Source organism: Citrobacter sp. FP75, assembly GCF_018342065.1.
Taxonomy (GTDB): Bacteria; Pseudomonadota; Gammaproteobacteria; order Enterobacterales; family Enterobacteriaceae; genus Citrobacter.
Genome location: NZ_JAFDOE010000006.1, coordinates 61,016 through 81,360, shown reverse-complemented (window position 1 = coordinate 81,360; position 20,345 = coordinate 61,016). Strand labels below are relative to the sequence as shown.

25 protein-coding genes are annotated in these 20,345 nt (G+C 53.1%); 9 read left to right on the top strand and 16 right to left on the bottom strand.

The features are described from left to right. Positions 1-52: 52 nt before the first annotated feature. Together JQ822_RS18800 and JQ822_RS18795 are read left to right on the top strand one after the other, a co-directional pair. Complete coding sequence (locus tag JQ822_RS18800) at positions 53-877, top strand: AraC family transcriptional regulator (RefSeq protein ID WP_213134733.1); 825 nt, start codon at positions 53-55, stop codon at positions 875-877. Between the two features lie 75 nt (positions 878-952). Next, positions 953-1,918 (top strand): DMT family transporter, encoded by a 966-nt coding sequence (locus JQ822_RS18795; RefSeq protein ID WP_213134732.1) that lies wholly within the window; start codon positions 953-955, stop codon positions 1,916-1,918. Positions 1,919-1,964: 46 nt separating this feature from the next. On the opposite strand, the gene JQ822_RS18790 is transcribed toward JQ822_RS18795, so the two are convergent. Continuing rightward, positions 1,965-3,536, bottom strand: coding sequence for a methyl-accepting chemotaxis protein (locus JQ822_RS18790; protein ID WP_213134731.1), 1,572 nt, complete (start codon positions 3,534-3,536; stop codon positions 1,965-1,967). A 245-nt stretch (positions 3,537-3,781) separates the two neighbouring features. Here JQ822_RS18790 and ytfE point away from each other — a divergent pair, with 245 nt between their 5' ends. Further along, the gene (ytfE, locus tag JQ822_RS18785; protein ID WP_135323381.1) at positions 3,782-4,444 is read left to right on the top strand and encodes an iron-sulfur cluster repair protein YtfE; all 663 of its coding nucleotides are present in this window, start codon (positions 3,782-3,784) and stop codon (positions 4,442-4,444) included. Positions 4,445-4,507: 63 nt separating this feature from the next. Here the strand turns inward: ytfE and cycA are convergent, their stop codons facing one another. Then, on the bottom strand, positions 4,508-5,917 hold the full coding sequence (cycA, locus tag JQ822_RS18780) for a D-serine/D-alanine/glycine transporter (protein ID WP_213134730.1): 1,410 nt from the start codon (positions 5,915-5,917) through the stop codon (positions 4,508-4,510). A gap of 309 nt (positions 5,918-6,226) precedes the next feature. After that, positions 6,227-6,847 carry an FKBP-type peptidyl-prolyl cis-trans isomerase gene (gene fklB, locus JQ822_RS18775; RefSeq protein ID WP_213134830.1) on the bottom strand — a complete coding sequence of 207 codons (621 nt, stop codon included), beginning with the start codon at positions 6,845-6,847 and terminating at the stop codon, positions 6,227-6,229. 219 nt (positions 6,848-7,066) lie between these two features. Here fklB and JQ822_RS18770 point away from each other — a divergent pair, with 219 nt between their 5' ends. Next, on the top strand, positions 7,067-7,717 hold the full coding sequence (locus JQ822_RS18770; RefSeq protein ID WP_213134729.1) for an OapA family protein: 651 nt from the start codon (positions 7,067-7,069) through the stop codon (positions 7,715-7,717). Between the two features lie 56 nt (positions 7,718-7,773). Here JQ822_RS18770 and JQ822_RS18765 read toward each other — a convergent pair whose 3' ends face one another. The 6 genes from JQ822_RS18765 to JQ822_RS18740 form a co-directional block, all read right to left on the bottom strand. Further along, the gene (locus tag JQ822_RS18765) at positions 7,774-8,718 is read right to left on the bottom strand and encodes a DMT family transporter (RefSeq protein WP_213134728.1); all 945 of its coding nucleotides are present in this window, start codon (positions 8,716-8,718) and stop codon (positions 7,774-7,776) included. Between the two features lie 142 nt (positions 8,719-8,860). After that, positions 8,861-9,310: a 50S ribosomal protein L9 gene (rplI, locus tag JQ822_RS18760; protein WP_003025676.1), complete on the bottom strand. Its 450-nt coding sequence runs from the start codon at positions 9,308-9,310 to the stop codon at positions 8,861-8,863. 39 nt (positions 9,311-9,349) lie between these two features. Beyond that, on the bottom strand, positions 9,350-9,577 hold the full coding sequence (rpsR, locus tag JQ822_RS18755) for a 30S ribosomal protein S18 (protein WP_002210155.1): 228 nt from the start codon (positions 9,575-9,577) through the stop codon (positions 9,350-9,352). Between the two features lie 4 nt (positions 9,578-9,581). Next, positions 9,582-9,896, bottom strand: a complete 315-nt coding sequence (gene priB / locus JQ822_RS18750) for a primosomal replication protein N (protein ID WP_096758558.1) — start codon at positions 9,894-9,896, stop codon at positions 9,582-9,584. A 6-nt stretch (positions 9,897-9,902) separates the two neighbouring features. Further along, positions 9,903-10,298, bottom strand: coding sequence for a 30S ribosomal protein S6 (gene rpsF / locus JQ822_RS18745; RefSeq protein ID WP_096758559.1), 396 nt, complete (start codon positions 10,296-10,298; stop codon positions 9,903-9,905). 158 nt (positions 10,299-10,456) lie between these two features. Next, a complete protein-coding gene (locus JQ822_RS18740; protein WP_213134727.1) occupies positions 10,457-11,221 on the bottom strand; it encodes a TSUP family transporter in 765 nt (254 codons plus the stop codon). A gap of 296 nt (positions 11,222-11,517) precedes the next feature. On the opposite strand from JQ822_RS18740, the gene yjfY reads away from it, so the two are divergent. Next, entirely contained in the window at positions 11,518-11,793 is a 276-nt protein-coding gene (gene yjfY / locus JQ822_RS18735) for a DUF1471 family protein YjfY (RefSeq protein ID WP_135323393.1), read from the top strand. 135 nt (positions 11,794-11,928) lie between these two features. Here yjfY and JQ822_RS18730 read toward each other — a convergent pair whose 3' ends face one another. From JQ822_RS18730 to ulaA, 6 genes are read right to left on the bottom strand one after another with little or no spacing between them, the layout of a single operon-like run. Further along, a complete protein-coding gene (locus JQ822_RS18730) occupies positions 11,929-12,615 on the bottom strand; it encodes an L-ribulose-5-phosphate 4-epimerase (protein ID WP_213134726.1) in 687 nt (228 codons plus the stop codon). Then, the gene (gene ulaE, locus JQ822_RS18725) at positions 12,615-13,469 is read right to left on the bottom strand and encodes an L-ribulose-5-phosphate 3-epimerase UlaE (RefSeq protein ID WP_213134725.1); all 855 of its coding nucleotides are present in this window, start codon (positions 13,467-13,469) and stop codon (positions 12,615-12,617) included. Before ulaE ends, JQ822_RS18730 begins: the two co-directional genes overlap by 1 nt. A gap of 9 nt (positions 13,470-13,478) precedes the next feature. After that, positions 13,479-14,129 (bottom strand): 3-keto-L-gulonate-6-phosphate decarboxylase UlaD, encoded by a 651-nt coding sequence (gene ulaD / locus JQ822_RS18720; RefSeq protein ID WP_213134724.1) that lies wholly within the window; start codon positions 14,127-14,129, stop codon positions 13,479-13,481. 13 nt (positions 14,130-14,142) lie between these two features. Further along, positions 14,143-14,610, bottom strand: coding sequence for a PTS ascorbate transporter subunit IIA (gene ulaC / locus JQ822_RS18715; protein ID WP_213134723.1), 468 nt, complete (start codon positions 14,608-14,610; stop codon positions 14,143-14,145). Positions 14,611-14,619: 9 nt separating this feature from the next. Further along, the gene (ulaB, locus tag JQ822_RS18710; protein WP_135323398.1) at positions 14,620-14,925 is read right to left on the bottom strand and encodes a PTS ascorbate transporter subunit IIB; all 306 of its coding nucleotides are present in this window, start codon (positions 14,923-14,925) and stop codon (positions 14,620-14,622) included. 15 nt (positions 14,926-14,940) lie between these two features. Continuing rightward, the gene (gene ulaA, locus JQ822_RS18705; protein ID WP_213134722.1) at positions 14,941-16,338 is read right to left on the bottom strand and encodes a PTS ascorbate transporter subunit IIC; all 1,398 of its coding nucleotides are present in this window, start codon (positions 16,336-16,338) and stop codon (positions 14,941-14,943) included. Between the two features lie 364 nt (positions 16,339-16,702). On the opposite strand from ulaA, the gene ulaG reads away from it, so the two are divergent. Together ulaG and ulaR are read left to right on the top strand one after the other, a co-directional pair. Continuing rightward, positions 16,703-17,767, top strand: a complete 1,065-nt coding sequence (ulaG, locus tag JQ822_RS18700) for an L-ascorbate 6-phosphate lactonase (protein WP_213134721.1) — start codon at positions 16,703-16,705, stop codon at positions 17,765-17,767. 107 nt (positions 17,768-17,874) lie between these two features. Further along, the gene (ulaR, locus tag JQ822_RS18695; protein ID WP_135323400.1) at positions 17,875-18,630 is read left to right on the top strand and encodes an HTH-type transcriptional regulator UlaR; all 756 of its coding nucleotides are present in this window, start codon (positions 17,875-17,877) and stop codon (positions 18,628-18,630) included. Here ulaR and yjfP read toward each other — a convergent pair. Beyond that, positions 18,627-19,364 (bottom strand): esterase, encoded by a 738-nt coding sequence (yjfP, locus tag JQ822_RS18690; RefSeq protein WP_213134720.1) that lies wholly within the window; start codon positions 19,362-19,364, stop codon positions 18,627-18,629. The genes ulaR and yjfP overlap by 4 nt on opposite strands. A 181-nt stretch (positions 19,365-19,545) precedes the next feature. On the opposite strand from yjfP, the gene bsmA reads away from it, so the two are divergent. Together bsmA and yjfN are read left to right on the top strand one after the other, a co-directional pair. After that, on the top strand, positions 19,546-19,875 hold the full coding sequence (bsmA, locus tag JQ822_RS18685; protein WP_213134719.1) for a biofilm peroxide resistance protein BsmA: 330 nt from the start codon (positions 19,546-19,548) through the stop codon (positions 19,873-19,875). A gap of 147 nt (positions 19,876-20,022) precedes the next feature. Further along, positions 20,023-20,298 carry a DUF1471 family protease activator YjfN gene (yjfN, locus tag JQ822_RS18680; protein WP_135323403.1) on the top strand — a complete coding sequence of 92 codons (276 nt, stop codon included), beginning with the start codon at positions 20,023-20,025 and terminating at the stop codon, positions 20,296-20,298. Positions 20,299-20,345 lie beyond the last annotated feature (47 nt).

The following is a 20,345-nucleotide window of genomic DNA, read 5'->3' as shown; positions in this document are numbered from 1 at the left end:
TCCTCGCGCATCCTCTCTGATAATGACAGGATGATGCGTGGGGAGAGAAAACGTGCAAGGTGTACCTGAGCAGTTTATTGATGAGAAAGACAGTGCCCGCTTTCGCCATCTGGCGCAGGTGCCGGGCGTTGAGCTGTATCATGCGCACATCTCGCGTTACGCCTTTGAGCCTCATACCCACGAAGCGTTTGGCATTGGCGCGATCGAAGCCGGTGCGGAACGTTTTCGCTATCGGGGCACGCAGTACGTTGCCCCGACCCACTCCGTCGTCACCATGAATCCCGATGAGCTGCATACCGGCGAAGCCGAAACCGCCGACGGCTGGCGCTACCGGATGATCTATCTTGAGCCCGATCTTCTGCAAGAGATCACCGGGATCCGCCACTGGTGGTTTCATGACGTCACGCGCCACGATCCGCAACGTTCACGTCAGATCTGTTCGCTGATCCATGGGATGTGGAATACCGACGATCCGCTGGCGCAAAAAGGATTACTGCTCGATCTGATCGATACGTTCCAGCCGCTGGCTCGCCATGCGCCGATATCGCCGGAAGGCGCGCATCGTTTTGAACGCGTGCGCGAGTATCTGCACGATAATTACATGCACCCGGTAACGCTCGACGAACTGGCGCGCGTGGCATCGCTCAGTCCCTGGCATTTTCAGCGCCAGTTCAAATTGCACTTTCACGTCACGCCGCATCAGATGCTGATGGCTGTCCGCCTGTGGCGTGCCAAAGGTTTTCTCACGCACGGCATGCCCGCCGCCGACGTTGCCGCGGCAACTGGCCTGACCGATCAGTCACATCTCACCCGCGCGTTTACTCATCGCTACGGTATTACGCCGGTACGTTATCAGAAGCAGGTTTTTTCGCGCTAATGCACAATCTCATACAATACAGCGGCGTGTTCCCTGCCTACACTCTGCGCAATATTCAATGATGTGGATGTCAAAATGATTAGCGGTGTACTGTACGCCCTGCTGGCGGGGTTGATGTGGGGACTTATTTTTGTCGGGCCGTTGATCGTACCGGAATACCCTGCGGTTTTGCAGTCGATGGGGCGCTACCTGGCGCTGGGGCTAATTGCCCTGCCGCTGGCCTGGCTGGGTCGCGGGCGCCTGCGCCAGCTGGCGCGCAAAGACTGGGGAACCGCACTGGCACTCACCATGATGGGCAACCTGATCTATTACCTGTGCCTGGCCAGCGCCATTCAGCGCACCGGCGCGCCGGTCTCGACGATGATCATCGGCACATTGCCGGTGGTCATCCCGGTCTTCGCTAACCTGCTCTATAGCCAGCGTGACGGTAAATTATCCTGGTGGCGCTTAGCCCCGGCGCTGGTGTTGATTGGTATTGGTCTGCTGTGCGTGAATATTTCTGAGTTGAATCAGGGCCTCCCCGACTTTAGCGGTTGGCGCTATGGTTCAGGCATCGCGCTGGCGCTGGTTTCCGTGGTGTGCTGGGCGTGGTATGCGCTGCGCAATGCCCGCTGGCTGCGCGAAAACCCCGATAAGCATCCGATGATGTGGGCGACCGCCCAGGCGCTGGTAACGCTACCCGTTTCTCTGCTCGGCTACATTGCGGCCTGCCTGTGGCTGCATGGGCAAACACCGGAGTTCTCCCTGCCCTTTGGCCCGCGCCCAGATGTGTTTATCGGCCTGATGGTGGCCATCGCGGTGCTGTGTTCGTGGGTAGGGGCATTGTGCTGGAACATTGCCAGTCAGAAGCTGCCGACGGTGATCCTCGGGCCGCTGATTGTGTTCGAGACGCTGGCGGGGCTGCTGTACACCTTTATGCTGCGCCATGAAATGCCGCCAGTGCTAACCCTGAGCGGCATTGCATTATTAGTTGTTGGGGTGGTGGTGGCAGTCCGGGCCAAACCGGAGAAACCGAGCGTCGTCGTGGTTTCTCCGTCGTAATAACGCCGGATGGCGCTGCGCTGTTTCGGCCTACGGGATCAGCCGGTTACGCCGCCATCCCACGCGAGACTTTAAACACCGCTACCGTTTGATTCAACCGCGCGGCCTGCTCTTCGAGCGCGGCTGCCGCTGACGCGGATTCTTCCACCAGCGAGGCATTTTGCTGCGTCACACGATCCATCTCGGCAACCGCCTGACCAACCTGATCGATACCTCGGCTCTGTTCATCAGAAGCGGAGGCAATCTCGCCCATGATATCCGTCACGCGGGTCACGGCGCTGACGATCTCCGCCATCGTTTCGCCCGCTTCATGTACCAGCGCCGTACCGGCGTTGACCCGATTACCGGAATCATCAATCAGCGCCTTAATCTCTTTCGCCGCCTGCGCGCTGCGCTGCGCCAGCGTACGCACTTCGCCTGCGACCACCGCAAAACCACGTCCCTGTTCACCGGCACGTGCCGCTTCTACCGCCGCGTTCAGCGCCAGAATGTTGGTCTGGAAGGCAATACCGTCGATAACATTGGTAATTTGCGCGATTTTGCTGGAACTGGTGGCAATTTCATCCATCGTGCGCACCACGCCATCGACGACCGTTCCACCCTTCTGCGCCGTTTGCGAGGCATTTTTTGCCAGGCTGGTCGCCTGCCGTGCGTTATCCGCATTCTGCTTCACGGTGGCAGTAAGCTGCTCCATGCTGGCAGCAGTTTCTTCCAGCGATGCGGCCTGCTGTTCGGTACGAGAAGAGAGATCGTTACTGCCCGCCGCGATTTCACCCGCTCCGGTGTAGATGGTATCCGCCCCGTCGCGTACCACGCTAACCGTGTTCGCCAGCGATTGCTGCATGTCACGGACGTTACGCGCCAGCAGCGCCATTTCATTACTGCCGTCAGCGCTGATGCTGTGGGTCAGGTCACCGGCGGCGATATGCCGGATATGTTCCATCACCTCACGCAGTGGCTTCAACAGCACGCGCTGCATAGCTATCCAGCTAACAACAATCACCGTTACCACAATCAGCATTACGGCGGACAGCAGCCAGATAATCTTCTGGTAGTCATTCTCGTTATCCTGCACGCCCGTACTTGCCAGCGCGGATTGTGCCGCACGCCATTCCTGATAGACGCTCTGCATTGCCGTCTGTTTTTGTTCGGCATTTTGTTTGAACATCTCTTCCAGCTTACCTTCGGCCAGCAGCGCGTTCATTTTGGCAAGGGTTGTCGAATAAATGCCGTATTGCTCTTCCAGTCGGTCGGCCAGATGTTCATCCAGACCCGGCGTTTCCGGCAGTGCGTAGTATTTATCGTAATGATCTTTCGCTTCCGCCAGCAGACGGTTCGCCGTACTCACCAGCTCTTTTAACTGCCCCCCGTTAACCTCGCTTGCCATCGTGCCCTGCAGACGCAGCATGCCCCGGTTGAGCGTAACGCGCGCCTGGTTCAGGCTAATCCACGCATCGGTAAACTCGGCCACGTTCTGGCTGGAAAGCTGAGACACATTAAAATTTTGCTTATCATTGTTGAGTGCGCCAATAAAGACGCCTGCGGAAATGAGCTGCATCGCGCCCAGGGAAAGTAACACGGTGATAAGTAAGGTTATCACTTTGATTCGTTTGAACATCTGTTGCCTTTTAATTATGCAGGTATTGTCTGAGGTCTAACTATCGGCAGCCACGCCCGCTTATTTAATCTTCTGACGCGGCTTTTTTCGCCGTTTTACGCCTTTTCAATAAGATTCAGCATGTTAACGATATAAGAAATTTTCGTGACAGCCATCACAAATCCCCCCACCTCGAAAGGGGTATATCCTTCATCATAAGCTGCATTTAAAATACATCTTATATTATTGAGAATGAGGTAACGGCTATGTCTTATCGCGATCAACCCTTAGGTGAACTGGCGCTCTCTATTCCTCGCGCTTCGGCACTGTTTCGTAAATACGATATGGATTACTGCTGCGGTGGTAAGCAAACGCTGGCACGCGCTGCCGCACGTAAAGAGCTGGATGTCGAGGCTATCGAAGCCGAACTGGCAAAACTGGCTGAGCAGCCGCTGGAAAAAGACTGGCGCACTGTGGCACTGGCAGAAATCATTGACCATATCGTTGTGCGTTACCATGACCGCCATCGCGAACAGCTACCAGAACTGATCCTGCAGGCCACCAAAGTTGAACGCGTGCACGCAGACAAGCCAAACGTACCGCGCGGTCTGGCGAAAAACCTGACCATGCTACACGACGAACTCTCCAGCCACATGATGAAAGAAGAGCAGATCCTGTTCCCGATGATTAAACAGGGAATGGGTAGCCAGGCGATGGGGCCAATCAGCGTGATGGAAAGCGAGCATGACGATGCCGGTGAACTGGTCGAAGTGATCAAGCACATCACCCAAAACGTGACGCCGCCACCGGAAGCCTGCACCACCTGGAAAGCCATGTATAACGGCATTAACGAAATGATCGACGACCTGATGGAACACATCAGTCTGGAAAACAATGTGTTGTTCCCGCGTGCCCTCGCTGGTGAATAAATAAAGGCGCCTGAGAGCGCCCTGATTTATGGATATTAGAGCCGCATTGCGGCTCTTTTTTTATTAACGCACGCCGGCCATACGTTTCTTACCGATAAACAACCAGCCCAGCCCCAACGCAATGAACCACAGCGGCGTGACGATCAGCGCCTGACGGGTGTCCTCTTCCAGCGTCAGCAGTACCAGTACGAAGACGAAGAATGCCATGCACACCCAGCACATCACCTTGCCTAACGGCATTTTGTAGATCGACTTTTCATGCAGATGCGGACGCTGTTTGCGGTACACCAGGTACGAGCAAAGAATGATGGTCCAGACAAACATGAACAGAATCGCCGAAACGGTGGTGATCATGGTGAACGCACCGATCACGCTTGGGTTAACGTACAACATCACCACGCCGCCCAGCAGGCAGATACAGGAGAAGGTTAAACCTTTAGCCGGAACGGCACGTTTGGACAGCTTAGCAAATGCTTTCGGCGCCACGCCTTCCTGCGCCAGACCGAACAACATACGGCTGGTCGAGAACACGCCGCTGTTCGCGGAAGAGGCCGCAGACGTCAGAACCACAAAGTTAATCAAGCTCGCCGCTGCCGGCAGACCAACCAGAACGAACAGTTCAACAAACGGGCTCTTGGTTGGAACCACCGAACCCCACGGCGTGACGGACATAATCACGATCAGCGCAAAAACGTAGAACATGATGATACGGATTGGAATCGAGTTAATGGCGCGCGGCAGGGATTTTTCCGGATCTTTGGTTTCCGCAGCCGTCGTCCCTACCAGTTCAATACCCACGAATGCGAATACCGCAATCTGGAAGCCGGCAAAGAAACCGCTCAGACCTTTCGGGAACCAGCCGCCGTCATTCCACAAGTGGGTGAACGACGCCTGAACGCCGGTAGGTGACTGGAAGTGCGTCAGCACCATCACCAGGCCAACCACAATCAGGCCGACGATAGCGACGATTTTGATCATCGCAAACCAGAACTCCATCTCACCAAACATTTTCACGGTGGCGAGGTTGAGACCCAACAGCAGGACAATCACCGCCAGCGATGCCACCCAGTCGGATAGTCCAGGGAACCAGAATTGCGCATACGCGGTAATGGCAACGACATCCGCCATCCCAGTCACTACCCAGCAAAACCAGTAGGTCCAGCCGGTAAAATACCCAGCCCACGGGCCGAGCAGGTCGGAGGCGAAATCACTAAAAGATTTGTATTCGAGATTCGAGAGCAGCAATTCACCCATTGCACGCATCACGAAAAACAGCATAAAACCGATGATCATATAAACGAAGATGATCGACGGCCCGGCGAGGCTGATGGTTTTCCCGGAGCCCATAAACAGGCCGGTACCAATAGCGCCACCAATGGCAATAAGTTGAATATGACGGTTTGTGAGATTGCGCCGTAGCGACTGTTCAGACGAAGCTTCTTCAACGGCTTCGACTTTTACCTGATCTACCATGTTTTTTTCTTCCTGTACCTGTCTGTGTTGTTCGGGCTCTGCGGCCTTTGGTGTGTCTATGATACGACGATCCTGTTATCAGGACTCATCGATATTAGGTAAGAATTGGCGGGATGAATACTAAGATTTAGATATAATGTTAATTTTATGTTTAAAGTGAGTGTCATATCACTCTGATAGCGCGAATTAGCTCACAAAAATACGCGCAAGCGCGAGATTTGCAAGATAAAATATCGACATCGGTGTAACTATAGCTTTTCACGCTACTTTTCTGTTCCCCTCAGCGCTGAGGGGAACAGAAATCACTGCTTACAGGATTTCGAGCAGCTCAACGTCAAATACCAGCGTGCTGAACGGAGGAATGGACGCGCCAGCGCCACGCTCGCCGTAAGCCAGTTCCTGAGGAATAGTCAGTTCCCATTTGGAACCCACCGGCATCAGGGTCAGTGCTTCAATCCAGCCAGGGATCACGCCGTTAACCGGGAATTCTGCCGGTTCGCCACGGGCAACGGAGCTGTCGAATACGGTACCGTCGATCAGTTTACCGGTGTAGTGCACGCGAACATGGTCGGTACGTGCCGGGATAGCACCTTCGCCCTGCGTCAGAACGCGGAACTGCAGACCAGATTCAGTGCTGTTCACACCGTCTTTCTCACGGTTTTCTTCCAGATATTTGACACCATCAGCGGCCATAGCCTGGAAACGCTCGCGACGTACTGCATCAGCGCGCTCGTGGATTTCACGCAGTGCACGATGCACAACATCAACCGGCACTGCCGGGTGCTTACCTTCCAGCGCGTCAGCGATACCCGCTACCAGCGCTTCAGGCAACAGTCCTTCCAGTCCGGATTCGCTCAGCTGTTGTCCTACCTGCAAACCAATGCCGTAGCTTGCTTGCGCTTCGATAGTGTCAAAAGTCGGGTTAGCCATCATATTTCCTTTCATCGGATGTAAAGTAGCGGGCAGCATATCAGCCATGCCGCATCCGGTAAAACTTTGTCTCGGGAACAGATGACAAATCGCGAGGAAACATAAACAATAGGAATATCCCGCGTTGACGTCACGAAAGCGGGTTATATGACGAACATCATAGCGTTAGCCATCTATACTCTATGATCGAGGAACGAGACGCGGAGCAGGAGGAAAGCCATGCCCGGGCGCTTTGAATTAAAACCAACCCTGGCGAAAATCTGGCATGCACCGGACAATTTTCGCATTATGGACCCGCTACCGCCTATGCATCGCCGCGGCATTATTGCTGCCGCCATCGTGCTGGTGATAGGTTTCCTGCTCCCTTCCAGTGACACCAGCGATACTCCCGCAGTCACACGTGATGCCCAACTGGATTTGCAGTCGCAGTCACAGCCGCCAACCGAAGCTCAGCTTCAGGCGCAGCTGGTCGCCCCGCAAAACGATCCGGGGCAGATGGCACCGGTCGCACCAGAACCTATCCAGGAAGGCGATCCAGACGCGCAGCCGCAAGCTCCACAATCCCAACCTCAGACTCAGCCTTTTCAGCAGGATAGCGGGATTGAACAGCAGTGGCGTACCTACCGCGTAGACTCCGGTAAAACGCTGGCCCAGGTATTCCGTGACCACAATCTTCCGCCGACCGATGTGTATGCAATGGCGCAGGTTGAAGGCGCAGGAAAACCGCTGAGCAACCTGAAAGACGGCCAGATGATTCAGATCCGGCAAAATGCCAATGGTGTGGTAACGGGGCTAACCATCGATACCGGCAATGGTCAGCAGGTGTTGTTCACCCGCCAGCCTAACGGCAGTTTTATTCGCGCTCGGTAATACAGGTGCCGGGTAGCTTCCCGGCACACGCGTAGGCCTGATAAGCGTAAGCGCCATCAGGCATTTTGCGGTTTGTTAACTTTACTCACCTTATTCACCCACCAGATCCCCGAACAGACCAGCACCAGCGCCACCGCGTATTTCCACTCGAGGATATTCTCGCCAAGGAAAATCGACGACAGCACCGCGCCAGAGACCGGGATCAGGAAGTTAAACGGCGCGATCATCCCCACGCGGTTGTATTTGAGCAAAATGCTCCACAGTGCAAAGGCCACCGACGAGAGCAGCGTCAGGTAACCCAGGATCGCCACAGAAGCAGATCCGTGTACGGTGAGCGTCCCGCCAAAAGCATAGCCACCGATAACCAGTGCCAGACCGCCCATCCCCAATTGATACCCCGTCATCACCGTCGGGTCCACCGTCTGAGAAATACGTTTGCCGTATAAGGTAGCCGCCGAGAGAATAAAGGCCGCCATCACCACCGAACCGTCCCCTAACAGACTAAAGCTAAAATCCATTCCGCTGCTAAAGTTAACCACCATCACGCCGGTAAAGCCCAGAATACAGCCCAGCGTCTTGTTGTAGCTGAGTTTGTCGTTCTGATAGATAAAGTGGGCCAGCAGCACGCTAAAGAACGTTCCAGTGGCATTCATGATTGAGCCCTTCACGCCCGTCGTGAACGCCAGGCCGATATAAAAGAAAATGTATTGCAGTGAGGTTTGCGTCAGTCCCAGTAGCGTAAGCTGACCAAACTGGCGCGGGCTTAACCTGCCAATGGGTTTACGCTGCACGATTGCCAGCAGCAGCAGTAATAACCCGGCAAACAAGAAGCGATATCCGGCAAAAACAATTTTCGAGGGAATGTCATCCGTGGCAATCTGGAAGATCTCATACCCGCTTTTGATCGCCGGATAGGCGCTTCCCCACAGCAGACAGCAGAACGCCGCGCTCAGATAGACAACATTTTTACGCGCAAACAGAGGTTGGTGCGTTGGTTCCATTCCATCACCACTTTGAAATTATGTTTTATTTTTGTGATTATCCCGAAAAGGATAAAGAATAGCCAGAGCGAAAAGCGGGGGGATAGAAAAGCAAAACGCCGGCACGAGGCCGGCGCTTTTACGCGGTTTTTAGAATAAAAACTTATTCTGCAACTACGTTTACAGTCAGCTTAGCAAACACTTCGCTGTGAACCTGGAAGCTCACTTCGTGCTCGCCAGTGGTACGCAGAACGCCGTTCGGCAGACGAACTTCGCTCTTAGCAACTTCAACGCCAGCTGCAGTTACAGCGTCAGCGATGTCGCGAGTACCGATGGAACCGAACAGTTTACCTTCGTCGCCAGCTTTAGACGCGATGGTTACGGTTTCCAGTGCATTGATTTTCTCAGCGCGAGCTTCAGCAGCAGACAGAACGTCAGCCAGTTTGGCTTCCAGTTCAGCGCGACGTGCTTCGAAGAATTCAACGTTTTTCTTGGTAGCAGGAACAGCTTTACCCTGTGGTACCAGGAAGTTACGAGCGTAGCCCGCTTTAACGTTAACCTGATCACCCAGGCTACCCAGGTTTGCTACTTTATCAAGCAGAATAACTTGCATTACCTTATCCTCTTAAAGTCGTTAATAGACAGCGGCCGATTACTGATGACGATCGGTATACGGCAGCAGGGACAGGTAGCGAGCGCGCTTGATGCAGCGAGCCAGCTGACGCTGGTATTTTGCACGAGTACCGGTGATACGGCTCGGGACAATTTTACCGCTTTCGGTAATGTAGTTTTTCAACGTTGCGATGTCTTTGTAATCAATCTCAACAACGCCTTCCGCGGTGAAACGGCAGAACTTGCGACGACGGAAATAACGTGCCATATGGCTAGTCTCCAGAATCTATCAATTCAATCTGCTCGGCATGCAGAACCATTTTGCTCAGGCCGTTCTTTGCCTTGTGGCAAGAAATGAACCCCTGAACAGTTACTGCGCTACCGACCGTTATACTGTGAGTAATGGCCTGGTTTTCGTGTCCGCTAATAATAACGGGCATTTGGCACCACGCCTGCCGGTGGAAACCGGCTTCCTCCTGCACAGAACGATGCTCAAGCACGAACTGGCAATGAGGAATTCCTGATGGGCTGACCTTGCGAAGCGGCGTCCTGCACACTGTGCCGGATAACACCAGACGGTTGGTCATCAGAAATTACTCTTCAGAATCCCCAGCTTCAGCATCATCTGCGGTTTCGTTTGCGAAATCATCGCGACGTTCACGACGCTCGTCTTTCGCTTTAACCATCGGAGATGCTTCGGTAACAGCGTGCTTAGTACGCATTACCATGCTACGGATAACGGCATCGTTGAAGCGGAAGTTTGTTTCCAGCTCATCGATAACTTCCTGCGGGGCTTCAACGTTCAGCAGAACGTAGTGAGCTTTGTGCAGTTTGTTGATCGGGTAAGCCAGCTGACGGCGGCCCCAGTCTTCCAGACGGTGGATCGTACCTTCTGCTGCAGTGATTGCACCAGTGTAGCGTTCGATCATACCCGGAACCTGTTCGCTCTGGTCAGGATGGACCATAAAAACGATTTCGTAATGACGCATCGAATTGCTCCTTACGGATTATTCAGCCTCCTGTCTGGGTCAGCCGAGGCCCATGGAGGCAAGGAACGTGTTAAAGGTCGGCTGAAAAATGACGCGTCATAATACTGGCGACAGCCGGTAAACTCAAGGTGATTGTATGAATATTTATCAAACCGTCATCAGTACATATCCAACAGCATCTTGACGCAGATGCAAATCGAGACAATCACAATCATCGGCCGGATGACTTTCTTCCCGCGCGTCAGCACTACCGTGGCGCCAAGGCGCGCACCGAGAGACTGCCCAGCGAACATCACCAGCCCCAGCGACCAAATCATTTTGCCGCCAAAAATGAAGAACAGAATCGAAGCGATGTTCGATGCCAGGTTAATAAAGTTGGAGTGGATTTGCGCCTTATCGATGCTATAGCCCCAAAGCGTGATATAGCAGAGCGTATACAAAGAACCCGCTCCCGCGCCGAGAAAACCATCATAAAAGCCCACGCACCCACCGCCGATAAGTGAAAAGAGAAACAAAGACACCTGCTGCTTTCTTTTCGGTTCACTGAGGTTAGGGGCAAAAATAAAGTAGACGGCGACGGCAATAATCAGCACTGGCAGCATCTTTTTGAGCAAATCTGGCTCAATGAACTGAATCAGTGTGGTGCCCAGCGCAGAACCGATAAAGGCAGATAAAAACACATACTTGTGTTCCTGCACGTTGATATGCCCCCGGCGCAAAAAGTAAATTCCGGAGGTGAGTGAACTGCCCAATGCCTGAATTTTATTGGTCGCCAGCGCATTAGCCGGCGGCAAACCGGAAATCAGCAATGCGCCAATAGAGAGAAATCCACCGCCCCCCGAAACCACATTAATAAAACCCGCCACCAGCGCGACCATAAACATAATCACGAAGTAGCTGAAATCCATGAATGAAGTATCCATAAGTTTTTGCCTTATAATCATGAAGTTATATTATTTTCAGTTCACTATAAACGGCGTGCTCATCCGATTAAATTGACCATTTGGTAAGAGCTTGTGCCTGGAAAACAGGAATTTTTAACCGCAGCGGAAGGCATCAGCTGATTGTTAATTAAAGAAAAGATGGCTTTGCGGTAATTTTTTGAACAACTGCATCAGAAATGGTCGCTATCGACTCTGTCGGTTGTGGTTAAAATTAAATCAGAAGTTATCCACTCACAGGAGAGAGCTAACCAGAGACCGCAGTCGAGGAGGTACATATGCGAGCCCGTGTTTTGACCCTTCTGGCTGTGCTTTTGCTAAGTGCAAATGCAATGGCAGCCATTGAAATTACCCATCGTCAGGCCAGGAATATGGATGATGTGCAGAGCTTAGGCGTGATTTACATAAACCATAACTTCGCCACTGAAAGTGAAGCAAATCAGGCCCTGAATGAAGAGACCGATGCGCAAGGCGCAACCTACTACCATGTGATCCTCACCAGGGAACCCGGCAGTAACGGAAATATGCACGCCAGCGCGGATATTTATCGCTAGCTACCCAGAAATAACCAACGAGAACATTGTCACAGTTTGACTTGCCCCCTTGATTGGGGGCTTTTTTTGCAGTAAAACGCCCTCGGAGCCAGACCGATAACATCCCCTTAAAGATTTAGCTCCGGGGCATTTTTCTTACTTCTGTCCGTAATAGGCGTTTGGGCCGTGCTTACGCATGAAGTGTTTATTCATCAGGTAGTCATCAATGGGGTTGAGGTCAGGGTTAATGCCGCGCGCAATCCACGCCATCTTTGCGACCTCTTCCATCACCACCGCGTTATGCACCGCATCATGGGCGTCTTTGCCCCAGGCAAACGGGCCGTGCTGATATACCACAATGCCCGGCGTATGCAGCGGCTCGGCGTCGCCCAGCGTTTCGACGATCACTTTGCCGGTATTCAGTTCATACTCGCCCTGCACTTCTTCTTCCGTTAATGCCCGGGTACAAGGAATATCGCCAAAGAAGTAGTCCGCGTGAGTGGTGCCCAGCGCCGGGATCGCCAGGCCCGCCTGCGCCCAGGCCGTGGCGTGGGTGGAGTGGGTATGCACCACACCGCCAAGCGATGGATAGCGTCGATACAGCACCAGATGGGTCGCGGTATCGGAGGAAGGACGATAGCCACCTTCTACCACCTTCCCTGACATATCGACCACCACCATATCGTCAACGGTCATGCGTTCGTAGGCGACACCACTGGGCTTGATCACCACCAGCCCACGTTCACGGTCAATAGCGCTGACGTTACCCCAGGTAAAGGTCACGAGGCCATAACGCGGCAAATCCATGTTGGCGTCGAACACCTGCTGTTTGAGCGTTTGCATTATGCAGCCTCCACCAGACCAGCGCTGGCCATGCGCGCTTTCACCCAATCACGCGCTTTCGCCACTTCTGCCGCCGGGTCGTCTGACGCTTCACTCCACATCTCAATCAGATAAGGTCCGCAGTAACCGCTTTGTTTGAGCGTCTCAAAGCAGCGTTCAAAATCAACAACCCCATCGCCAAACGGCACATTCTTGAACACGCCAGGTTTGGTGTCTTTCACATGCACGGCGACGATATGCCCGATTCCCGCTTGTAGCTCCATCTGCACGTCGTTATCCCACGCCGACAGGTTGCCGATGTCCGGATAAAGCTGGAACCACGGGTTATTGAGATAGTGCGCGTAGCCCAGCGCTTTGCTTATCGAGTTCATCAGCGGGTAGTCCATGATTTCCATCGCCAGCGTCACCTGCGCGCGGCTGGCCATCTCGACGCTTTCTTTCAGCCCATCGCGAAAACGGCGGCGCGTCTCGTTATTGGCTTCCTGATAGTAAACGTCGTAACCCGCGAGCTGAATGACACGAATACCGACGTCCTGGGCGAACTGGATCGCTTTACGCATAATCTCCAGACCCTGCTTACGAACCGCGTCATCCTCGCTGCCGAGGGGGAAGCGGCGATGAGCGCTCAGGCACATCGACGGCACCCGCACACCGGTTTCGGCAATAGCGCTTACCAGTGCCAGGCGCTGTTCGCGACTCCAGTCGAGACGCGCCAGGCGGGCGTCGGTTTCATCCACCGACATTTCCACAAAATCAAAACCCAGCTCTTTCGCCATCCGCAGACGTTCCATCCAGCACTCCCCGGCGGGGAGCGCTTTTTCATAGATGCCGAGCGGAATTTGTTTCGACAGCATAGCTGCTCCTTAGCCCCAGAGTTGGGCAATGGAACGTTTGAACTGACGCGCGGCTTCAACCGGAGAAGCGGCGTCACGAATGCTGCGACCGGCGATAAACACGTGAATCGGAATACCTTTAAACAACGGCAGGTCTTCCAGCGCCAGACCACCGGTTACGGTAACTTTAAAGCCCATATCAGACAGACGTTTGATGGCGCTGATATCCGCCTCACCCCAGGCAACGCCTGCAGCCTGGGCATCACGACTGCGGTGATACACCACCTGCGCGATGCCCGCATCGCGCCACTCCTGCGCCTGCTCCCATGTCCAGTAGCCAGTCAGCTCAATCTGCACGTCGCCGTTGAACTCTTTCGCCACGTCCAACGCGCCCTTGGTGGTGTTAATATCCGCACAGCAGATAACGGTCACCCAGTCAGCGTTGGCTTCAAAACACATGCGGGAGAGAATTTTGCCGGCATCGGCAATTTTGGCATCCGCCAGCACGATTTTATGCGGGTACAGCGCTTTCAGATCGCGAACTGCGCGCACGCCCTCAGCCACGCAAAGAATGGTACCGACTTCGATAATGTCCACTTCATCGGCAATCAGACGCGTCGTTTCATACGCGGAAGACATGGATTGGTTATCCAGCGCAACCTGCAACATAGGTAATGACATTTTAGTGTTCCTTTTAAACAGCCGCCGCGTTGGCGTTATCAATTAAATCCAGCACTTCCTGCGCGGTGCGACAGGCACGTAAACGATCGAAATTAGCTTCATCGTCAAACAGATTGACGATCTGCATAATGCCCACTTCCTGATGGGTGTTGGCGTCGACCGCCGCCATGGTTATCAGGATATCGACCGGGTCGTTATCTTCGTGGTTGAACACCAGCGGCGTTTTCAGCGTCACCAGCGCAAAACCGGTTTTCTTCACGCCCTCTTCCGGACGCCCGTGCGGCATTGCCAGGCCGGGTGCAATGACAAAGTACGGACCAAACTGCTCAACGCCGTCGAGGATGGCCTGGTAGTAACGCGGCTCAACCACGTCAGCCTTAACCAGCAGGTCAACGCTCAGTTTTACCGCTTCCTGCCAGGTCCTGGCGTCGGCCTGCAAAAGAATGGAGTTATTTTCTGCCAGCGAATCACGTAATTTCATGGTGCGTCCTTACTTCACGTCCTTCGGGAAATGTTCTTTGATCACTTCCAGCAGCTTCGGACCAAAGTCAGCAGGCGACAGCATGTTGCGAACGCCCACCACGTATTTGTTGCCGGTTACGGTAATCTCACCGGCGATATGGGTGGAGGCGATGATGATATCCGCACCGCTCAGCTCACTTTTGTATTCACCCACCGCGCAACTGTTCACCGTGTGGTCGATATTTGACTGGGTTAAAAACTGATCCACTTTCATTTTCATGATCATGGAACTGCCTTGCCCATTGCCACATACAGCCAGAATACGTACGGTCATAATCGGAACTCCTTATTAAGCAGACTGTTCTGCCAGTTGTTTTTCTGCGTCTTCCTCAGCACGCAATGAGCGCCCTGCGAAAAACATATAAGCCAGTGCAATCACAATAATGACGGCCATAAAAATCAGCCCAATGGAGGCGAAGCCCTGCATCATCGGCGGTGCCAAAATTGACCAGTCAGCCATGCCCATCCAGGCGCTCATGCCGGTCAGTTTTACCGCCCAGACGCAGCCGAAGATTTCAATCATGCCCATCACCAGGCAAATCTTGAGCGCCGCACGCCAGCCGCCAAAGTGGTTGGCAAACACGCCGATGGTGGCGTTAGAGAAGAACATCGGGATAAAGCCGGGGATGATCAGAATGGAGGAGCCGAAACCAACAAGGATACCGACGGCAATCAGCTGACCGATGGTGCCCCACATAAAACCCCAGACCACGGCGTTCGGCGCGAAGCTATATATTGCTGCACAGTCGATAGCCAGTACCGCGCCAGGGATTAAGCGTTGGGAGATGCCGTTGAAGGCTTCAGAGAGTTCGGCGACAAACATGCGCACGCCCTGAGTGATGATGAAAATAGCCACCGCGAACGAGAAGCCGGTTTGTAGGATATAGACCGTCCAGTGGGTTTTCCCCGCCATCGCCTGCACCACATCAATACCGAAGGAGAGCAGGATCGCGCCGAAGAAAATGGTCATCACAATCGCCGTCGAGACGATGTTGTCGTGGAAAATATTCAGCCACCCCGGCAATTTGAGGTCTTCAACGCTCTCTTCTTTTTTGCCCAGATACGGCGCGACTTTATAGGCAATCCACGAAGCAAACTGCTGCTGGTGACCGATAGAGAAGCCGCAGCCGTCGGTCACTTCCTGCGTCGGCTTGTACATCATGTTAGAAGTGATACCCCAGTAGAGCGACACCAGCACCGCCGTGCAGATAATGGTGGTCCACATGGAATAGCCGAAGATGTAGAAGGAAACCGCAATCAGACCCGCCTGTTGGAACATGATATGCCCGGTGAGCATGATGGTACGAATACCGGTAATCCGCCGCAGCAGCACGTAACAAATGTTCAGCGCCAGCGCTAACAGCACCGCATAACCCACCCAACTATAGGCATCGCCCATGCGTTCGATAGTCGCCATCATCGAGGCGTAGGTATCGGAAATCGCACCGTTGATACCGTAAACTTCGGACATCTTCGCCACTACCGGTTTGAACGTGCTGGTGAGAATGCCAGACCCCGCCTGCAGCAGCATAAAGCCGATGATCGTTTTGATAGTGCCCTTGATAATGACGCTGACACTTTTACGCAACAGGATGTAACCGAGACAGGTCACAATACCCAACAGCAGCGGAGCGTTGGTCATGACCTGATTAAAGAACACGGTAAAGATGTTGTAGAGGATCTCCATAACGATCTCCAGTAGACGAAGTTGCCGGGCTTTCCACATGCCCCGGATGTTGTGCCCTCACTGTAATTTTCAAAAGTAATCACAACAAGATTGAATTTGATTAAATGTGATGGAGTACGCAAATAATTACCACATTTGTTGGATGGGTAATTACAGCGAGATATAAAAATCAATTAACACCAATATAATCAATAAATTAAAACATGACCGCTCACAAACCCTCTCCTAAAATCATTACATTACCTTTTGTTTAACCCCGACAAAGCGTAAAAATACCCCATTGCCAATATGAAAAAATAATGTCAGGATTAATCAAAATAAATCACATATTGATTCAACTTGAACAAACATGAAGGTAAATGCGATGAGTAAAGTGAAAAGTATCACGCGTGAATCATGGATCCTGAGCACGTTCCCGGAGTGGGGTAGCTGGCTAAACGAAGAGATCGAACAGGAACAGGTTGCACCGGGCACCTTTGCTATGTGGTGGCTGGGCTGTACCGGAATTTGGTTAAAATCGGAAGGTGGGACGAACGTCTGCGTCGACTTCTGGTGCGGAACTGGCAAGCAGAGTCATGGTAATCCGCTAATGAAAGCGGGCCATCAGATGCAGCGTATGGCAGGCGTGAAGAAGCTCCAACCAAACCTGCGCACCACGCCATTTGTTCTCGATCCTTTCGCTATTCGTCAGATCGACGCCGTACTGGCCACGCACGATCATAACGATCACATTGACGTCAATGTTGCTGCCGCCGTCATGCAGAACTGTGCCGACGATGTTCCGTTTATCGGACCGCAAACCTGCGTGGATCTGTGGGTTGGTTGGGGTGTACCAAAAGAACGCTGCATCGTCGTAAAACCGGGCGACGTTGTTAAAGTAAAAGATATTGAGATTCATGCGCTCGACGCGTTTGATCGTACTGCATTAATCACCTTGCCTGCGGATCAAAAAGCGGCAGGCGTCCTGCCTGACGGCATGGATGCACGTGCGGTTAACTACCTGTTCAAAACGCCGGGCGGTACGCTGTATCACAGCGGTGACTCCCACTACTCTAACTACTACGCGAAGCACGGCAATGAGCATCACATCGACGTGGCGCTCGGCTCCTACGGTGAGAACCCACGGGGTATCACCGACAAAATGACTAGTTCCGATATGCTGCGCATGGCAGAAGCGCTAAATACCCAGGTTGTTATCCCGTTCCACCATGATATCTGGTCAAACTTCCAGGCCGATCCGCAGGAGATCCGCGTACTGTGGGAGATGAAAAAAGATCGACTGAAATATGGCTTCAAGCCTTTTATCTGGCAGGTTGGCGGCAAGTTCACCTGGCCGCTGGACAAAGATAACTTTGAATATCACTACCCACGCGGCTTTGACGACTGCTTCACCATTGAACCGGACTTACCGTTTAAATCCTTCCTGTGATTACACTTAAAATGCCGGGTCTTCCCGGCATTTTTACCCATTTATCTTAGTATTTTCAGGCTATTTCAAATATCATCTTTTCAAATCAATTTGTATCGGAATAGCTCATGACTGAAGCACAAAGACATCAAATATTGCTGGATATGCTGGCACAGTTGGGCTTTGTTACCGTTGAGAACGTGATTGAGCGTCTGGGGATTTCACCGGCCACGGCACGCCGGGATATCAACAAACTCGACGAAAGCGGCAAGCTCAAGAAAGTCCGTAATGGCGCAGAAGCCATTACCCAGCAGCGTCCGCGCTGGACGCCTATGAATCTGCATCAGGCGCAGAACCACGACGAAAAAGTACGCATTGCCAAAGCGGCTTCTCAGCTAGTGAACGCAGGTGAAAGCGTAGTGATCAACTGTGGATCAACGGCGTTCCTGCTTGGACGCGAAATGTGCGGCAAGCCGGTGCAGATCATCACCAACTACCTGCCGCTGGCGAATTTTCTGATCGACCAGGAGCATGAAAGCGTGATCATCATGGGGGGGCAATATAACAAGAGCCAGTCCATCACGCTGAGCCCGCAAGGCAGCGAAAATAGCCTGTATGCAGGACACTGGATGTTTACCAGCGGTAAAGGACTCACCGCTGACGGGCTGTATAAAACCGATATGCTCACCGCAATGGCAGAACAAAAGATGCTTAACGTGGTCGGCAAACTGGTGGTATTGGTTGATAGCAGCAAGGTGGGTGAGCGCGCGGGAATGCTGTTCAGCCGTGCCGATCAAATCGACATGCTGATAACCGGCAAAAACGCTAACCCTGAGATCCTGCAACAACTTGAAGCACAAGGCGTGAGCATTCTGCGCGTTTAGAGATGTTGGCGGAAAAATGCAACGGTCGCCGCCAGCGCTTCAGGCGTGATGCGGTGCCGTACGCCCGCTTCCCACAGGCAGGTCAGCGAGTTGTCCAGACCAGCCTGGATCAGCGCCTGCTGTAAGCGTAAGGTTTCCACTGCCGGCACGACGTCGTCGTCCAGGCCATGCCATAACAGCAGCGGTCTGTCGGCCAGTCGTTCCAGTTGATGTGTTACATCCCACTCGGTGAGCGGCGCGATGATCGCATCAAACTCCGCCTGCTGCTCCGATATCGGGGGGAAAAGCGTGTGAGCAAGCTGGGTAAAATAGCCTGAACCCATCAGGCTGGCTGCACATTTCACATCAGGATAGCGCGCCATAATTCCCAGCGTCGTCATGCCACCCATTGATGCCCCGGCCACGGCAAGGCGTGCATCCAGCAGCCAGGATTCCGCCACCAGCGCCGCACGTAACGCCGTAAATTCCTGCATGTTTTGCTGCAATATCTGCCAGAAGCGGTGCATTCTGTCCTGTGCGTCGCCGTGGAACCGCGCACCATGATCTGGCGCATCGGGCATGATGACCCGGAACCCGGCCTGCGCCAGCGCAACGGCAAAATAGCTGTAGACCAGACTGGAAGAAGTAAACCCGTGGTAGACGATAACGCAGGGGAGTGAAAAGTCGCGTTTATCCGCAGGGAATGCGTGCAGGACAGGTATACCCGCCAGCTGCCGTGTTTCAATTTCTATCATTTGCCGCCTCTTTTTTTCTGGTATGCCATGGAGAAATACTTAACGCAAGTGAATGTGTACGGCAATGATTCATAATGTTGAGAACTGGGTTACGCTTTCGCAACATTTTCATTCGAAAATCGCGTGAGAGATAACATTTCGGGAACATTCCCCTTAAGGGAAATTGATAAGGCACTACACTATGGCTATCAGGAAACGAGATAGAGTTATGCGTCGGTTTGCCTCTTTGATGATGGTGATGTTGTTAAGCGCCTGTAGCGTGCTGCAGGGTACGCCACAACCGGCACCACCCGTCGCCGACCACCCGCAGGAGATCCGTCGTGACCAGAGTAATGGGTTACAACGATTAGGGACGGTCAGCGCGCTGGTAAGAGGCTCTCCGGATGATGCGCTGGCAGAGATCCGTGCCAAAGCCGTCGCGGCTAAAGCTGATTACTACGTTGTCTTATTAGTCGATGAGACCATCGTGACAGGCCAATGGTATTCACAAGCTATTTTGTATCGTAAATAACATTGGGTTGAAATTTTGTCAGCTTTACATTGCTTTGCGCCCCTATGCGTTTACCTGTGCACAATAAACCAACAGCAGGGAGCTTGAGGTTTATTCTCGCGATGGAATGCCCTGCCATGTGTAGGGGTACGAATAATGGAGCTGACGATGAAACAATCACTTGCCTTATCCTCACTGCTGCTTTCTGCCGGACTGGTGGATACCACGGCACAGTCTGCCGAGTTCGCCAGCGCTGACTGCGTAACGGGCCTGAACGAAATTGGCCAGATATCCGTCAGTAACATTGCAGGAAATCCGCAGGATGTGGAGCGCGTAGTCGCGTTAAAAGCGGATGAGCAAGGTGCCTCATGGTACCGGATCATTCAAATGTACGAAGAACAGCAGCCCGATAACTGGCGCGTACAGGCCATACTTTATGCTTAACAGATTGCCGGATGGCGTAAACTTATCCGCCCTACATTGAACGTAGG

What these genes read in the sequence shown, in the direction of transcription:
- ulaC (WP_213134723.1), bottom strand. Translation starts at nt 14,610, where the DNA reads ATGAAATTACGTGATTCGCTGGCAGAAAATAACTCCATTCTTTTGCAG.
- yjfY (WP_135323393.1), top strand. Translation starts at nt 11,518, where the DNA reads ATGCGAGCCCGTGTTTTGACCCTTCTGGCTGTGCTTTTGCTAAGTGCA.
- JQ822_RS18770 (WP_213134729.1), top strand. Translation starts at nt 7,067, where the DNA reads ATGCCCGGGCGCTTTGAATTAAAACCAACCCTGGCGAAAATCTGGCAT.
- ulaE (WP_213134725.1), bottom strand. Translation starts at nt 13,469, where the DNA reads ATGCTGTCGAAACAAATTCCGCTCGGCATCTATGAAAAAGCGCTCCCC.
- JQ822_RS18730 (WP_213134726.1), bottom strand. Translation starts at nt 12,615, where the DNA reads ATGCAAACGCTCAAACAGCAGGTGTTCGACGCCAACATGGATTTGCCG.
- rpsR (WP_002210155.1), bottom strand. Translation starts at nt 9,577, where the DNA reads ATGGCACGTTATTTCCGTCGTCGCAAGTTCTGCCGTTTCACCGCGGAA.
- fklB (WP_213134830.1), bottom strand. Translation starts at nt 6,847, where the DNA reads ATGGCTAACCCGACTTTTGACACTATCGAAGCGCAAGCAAGCTACGGC.
- JQ822_RS18765 (WP_213134728.1), bottom strand. Translation starts at nt 8,718, where the DNA reads ATGGAACCAACGCACCAACCTCTGTTTGCGCGTAAAAATGTTGTCTAT.
- rpsF (WP_096758559.1), bottom strand. Translation starts at nt 10,298, where the DNA reads ATGCGTCATTACGAAATCGTTTTTATGGTCCATCCTGACCAGAGCGAA.
- priB (WP_096758558.1), bottom strand. Translation starts at nt 9,896, where the DNA reads ATGACCAACCGTCTGGTGTTATCCGGCACAGTGTGCAGGACGCCGCTT.
- ulaA (WP_213134722.1), bottom strand. Translation starts at nt 16,338, where the DNA reads ATGGAGATCCTCTACAACATCTTTACCGTGTTCTTTAATCAGGTCATG.
- ulaR (WP_135323400.1), top strand. Translation starts at nt 17,875, where the DNA reads ATGACTGAAGCACAAAGACATCAAATATTGCTGGATATGCTGGCACAG.
- ulaB (WP_135323398.1), bottom strand. Translation starts at nt 14,925, where the DNA reads ATGACCGTACGTATTCTGGCTGTATGTGGCAATGGGCAAGGCAGTTCC.
- ulaG (WP_213134721.1), top strand. Translation starts at nt 16,703, where the DNA reads ATGAGTAAAGTGAAAAGTATCACGCGTGAATCATGGATCCTGAGCACG.
- JQ822_RS18740 (WP_213134727.1), bottom strand. Translation starts at nt 11,221, where the DNA reads ATGGATACTTCATTCATGGATTTCAGCTACTTCGTGATTATGTTTATG.
- bsmA (WP_213134719.1), top strand. Translation starts at nt 19,546, where the DNA reads ATGGCTATCAGGAAACGAGATAGAGTTATGCGTCGGTTTGCCTCTTTG.
- ulaD (WP_213134724.1), bottom strand. Translation starts at nt 14,129, where the DNA reads ATGTCATTACCTATGTTGCAGGTTGCGCTGGATAACCAATCCATGTCT.
- yjfN (WP_135323403.1), top strand. Translation starts at nt 20,023, where the DNA reads ATGAAACAATCACTTGCCTTATCCTCACTGCTGCTTTCTGCCGGACTG.
- ytfE (WP_135323381.1), top strand. Translation starts at nt 3,782, where the DNA reads ATGTCTTATCGCGATCAACCCTTAGGTGAACTGGCGCTCTCTATTCCT.
- JQ822_RS18795 (WP_213134732.1), top strand. Translation starts at nt 953, where the DNA reads ATGATTAGCGGTGTACTGTACGCCCTGCTGGCGGGGTTGATGTGGGGA.
- rplI (WP_003025676.1), bottom strand. Translation starts at nt 9,310, where the DNA reads ATGCAAGTTATTCTGCTTGATAAAGTAGCAAACCTGGGTAGCCTGGGT.
- yjfP (WP_213134720.1), bottom strand. Translation starts at nt 19,364, where the DNA reads ATGATAGAAATTGAAACACGGCAGCTGGCGGGTATACCTGTCCTGCAC.
- JQ822_RS18790 (WP_213134731.1), bottom strand. Translation starts at nt 3,536, where the DNA reads ATGTTCAAACGAATCAAAGTGATAACCTTACTTATCACCGTGTTACTT.
- cycA (WP_213134730.1), bottom strand. Translation starts at nt 5,917, where the DNA reads ATGGTAGATCAGGTAAAAGTCGAAGCCGTTGAAGAAGCTTCGTCTGAA.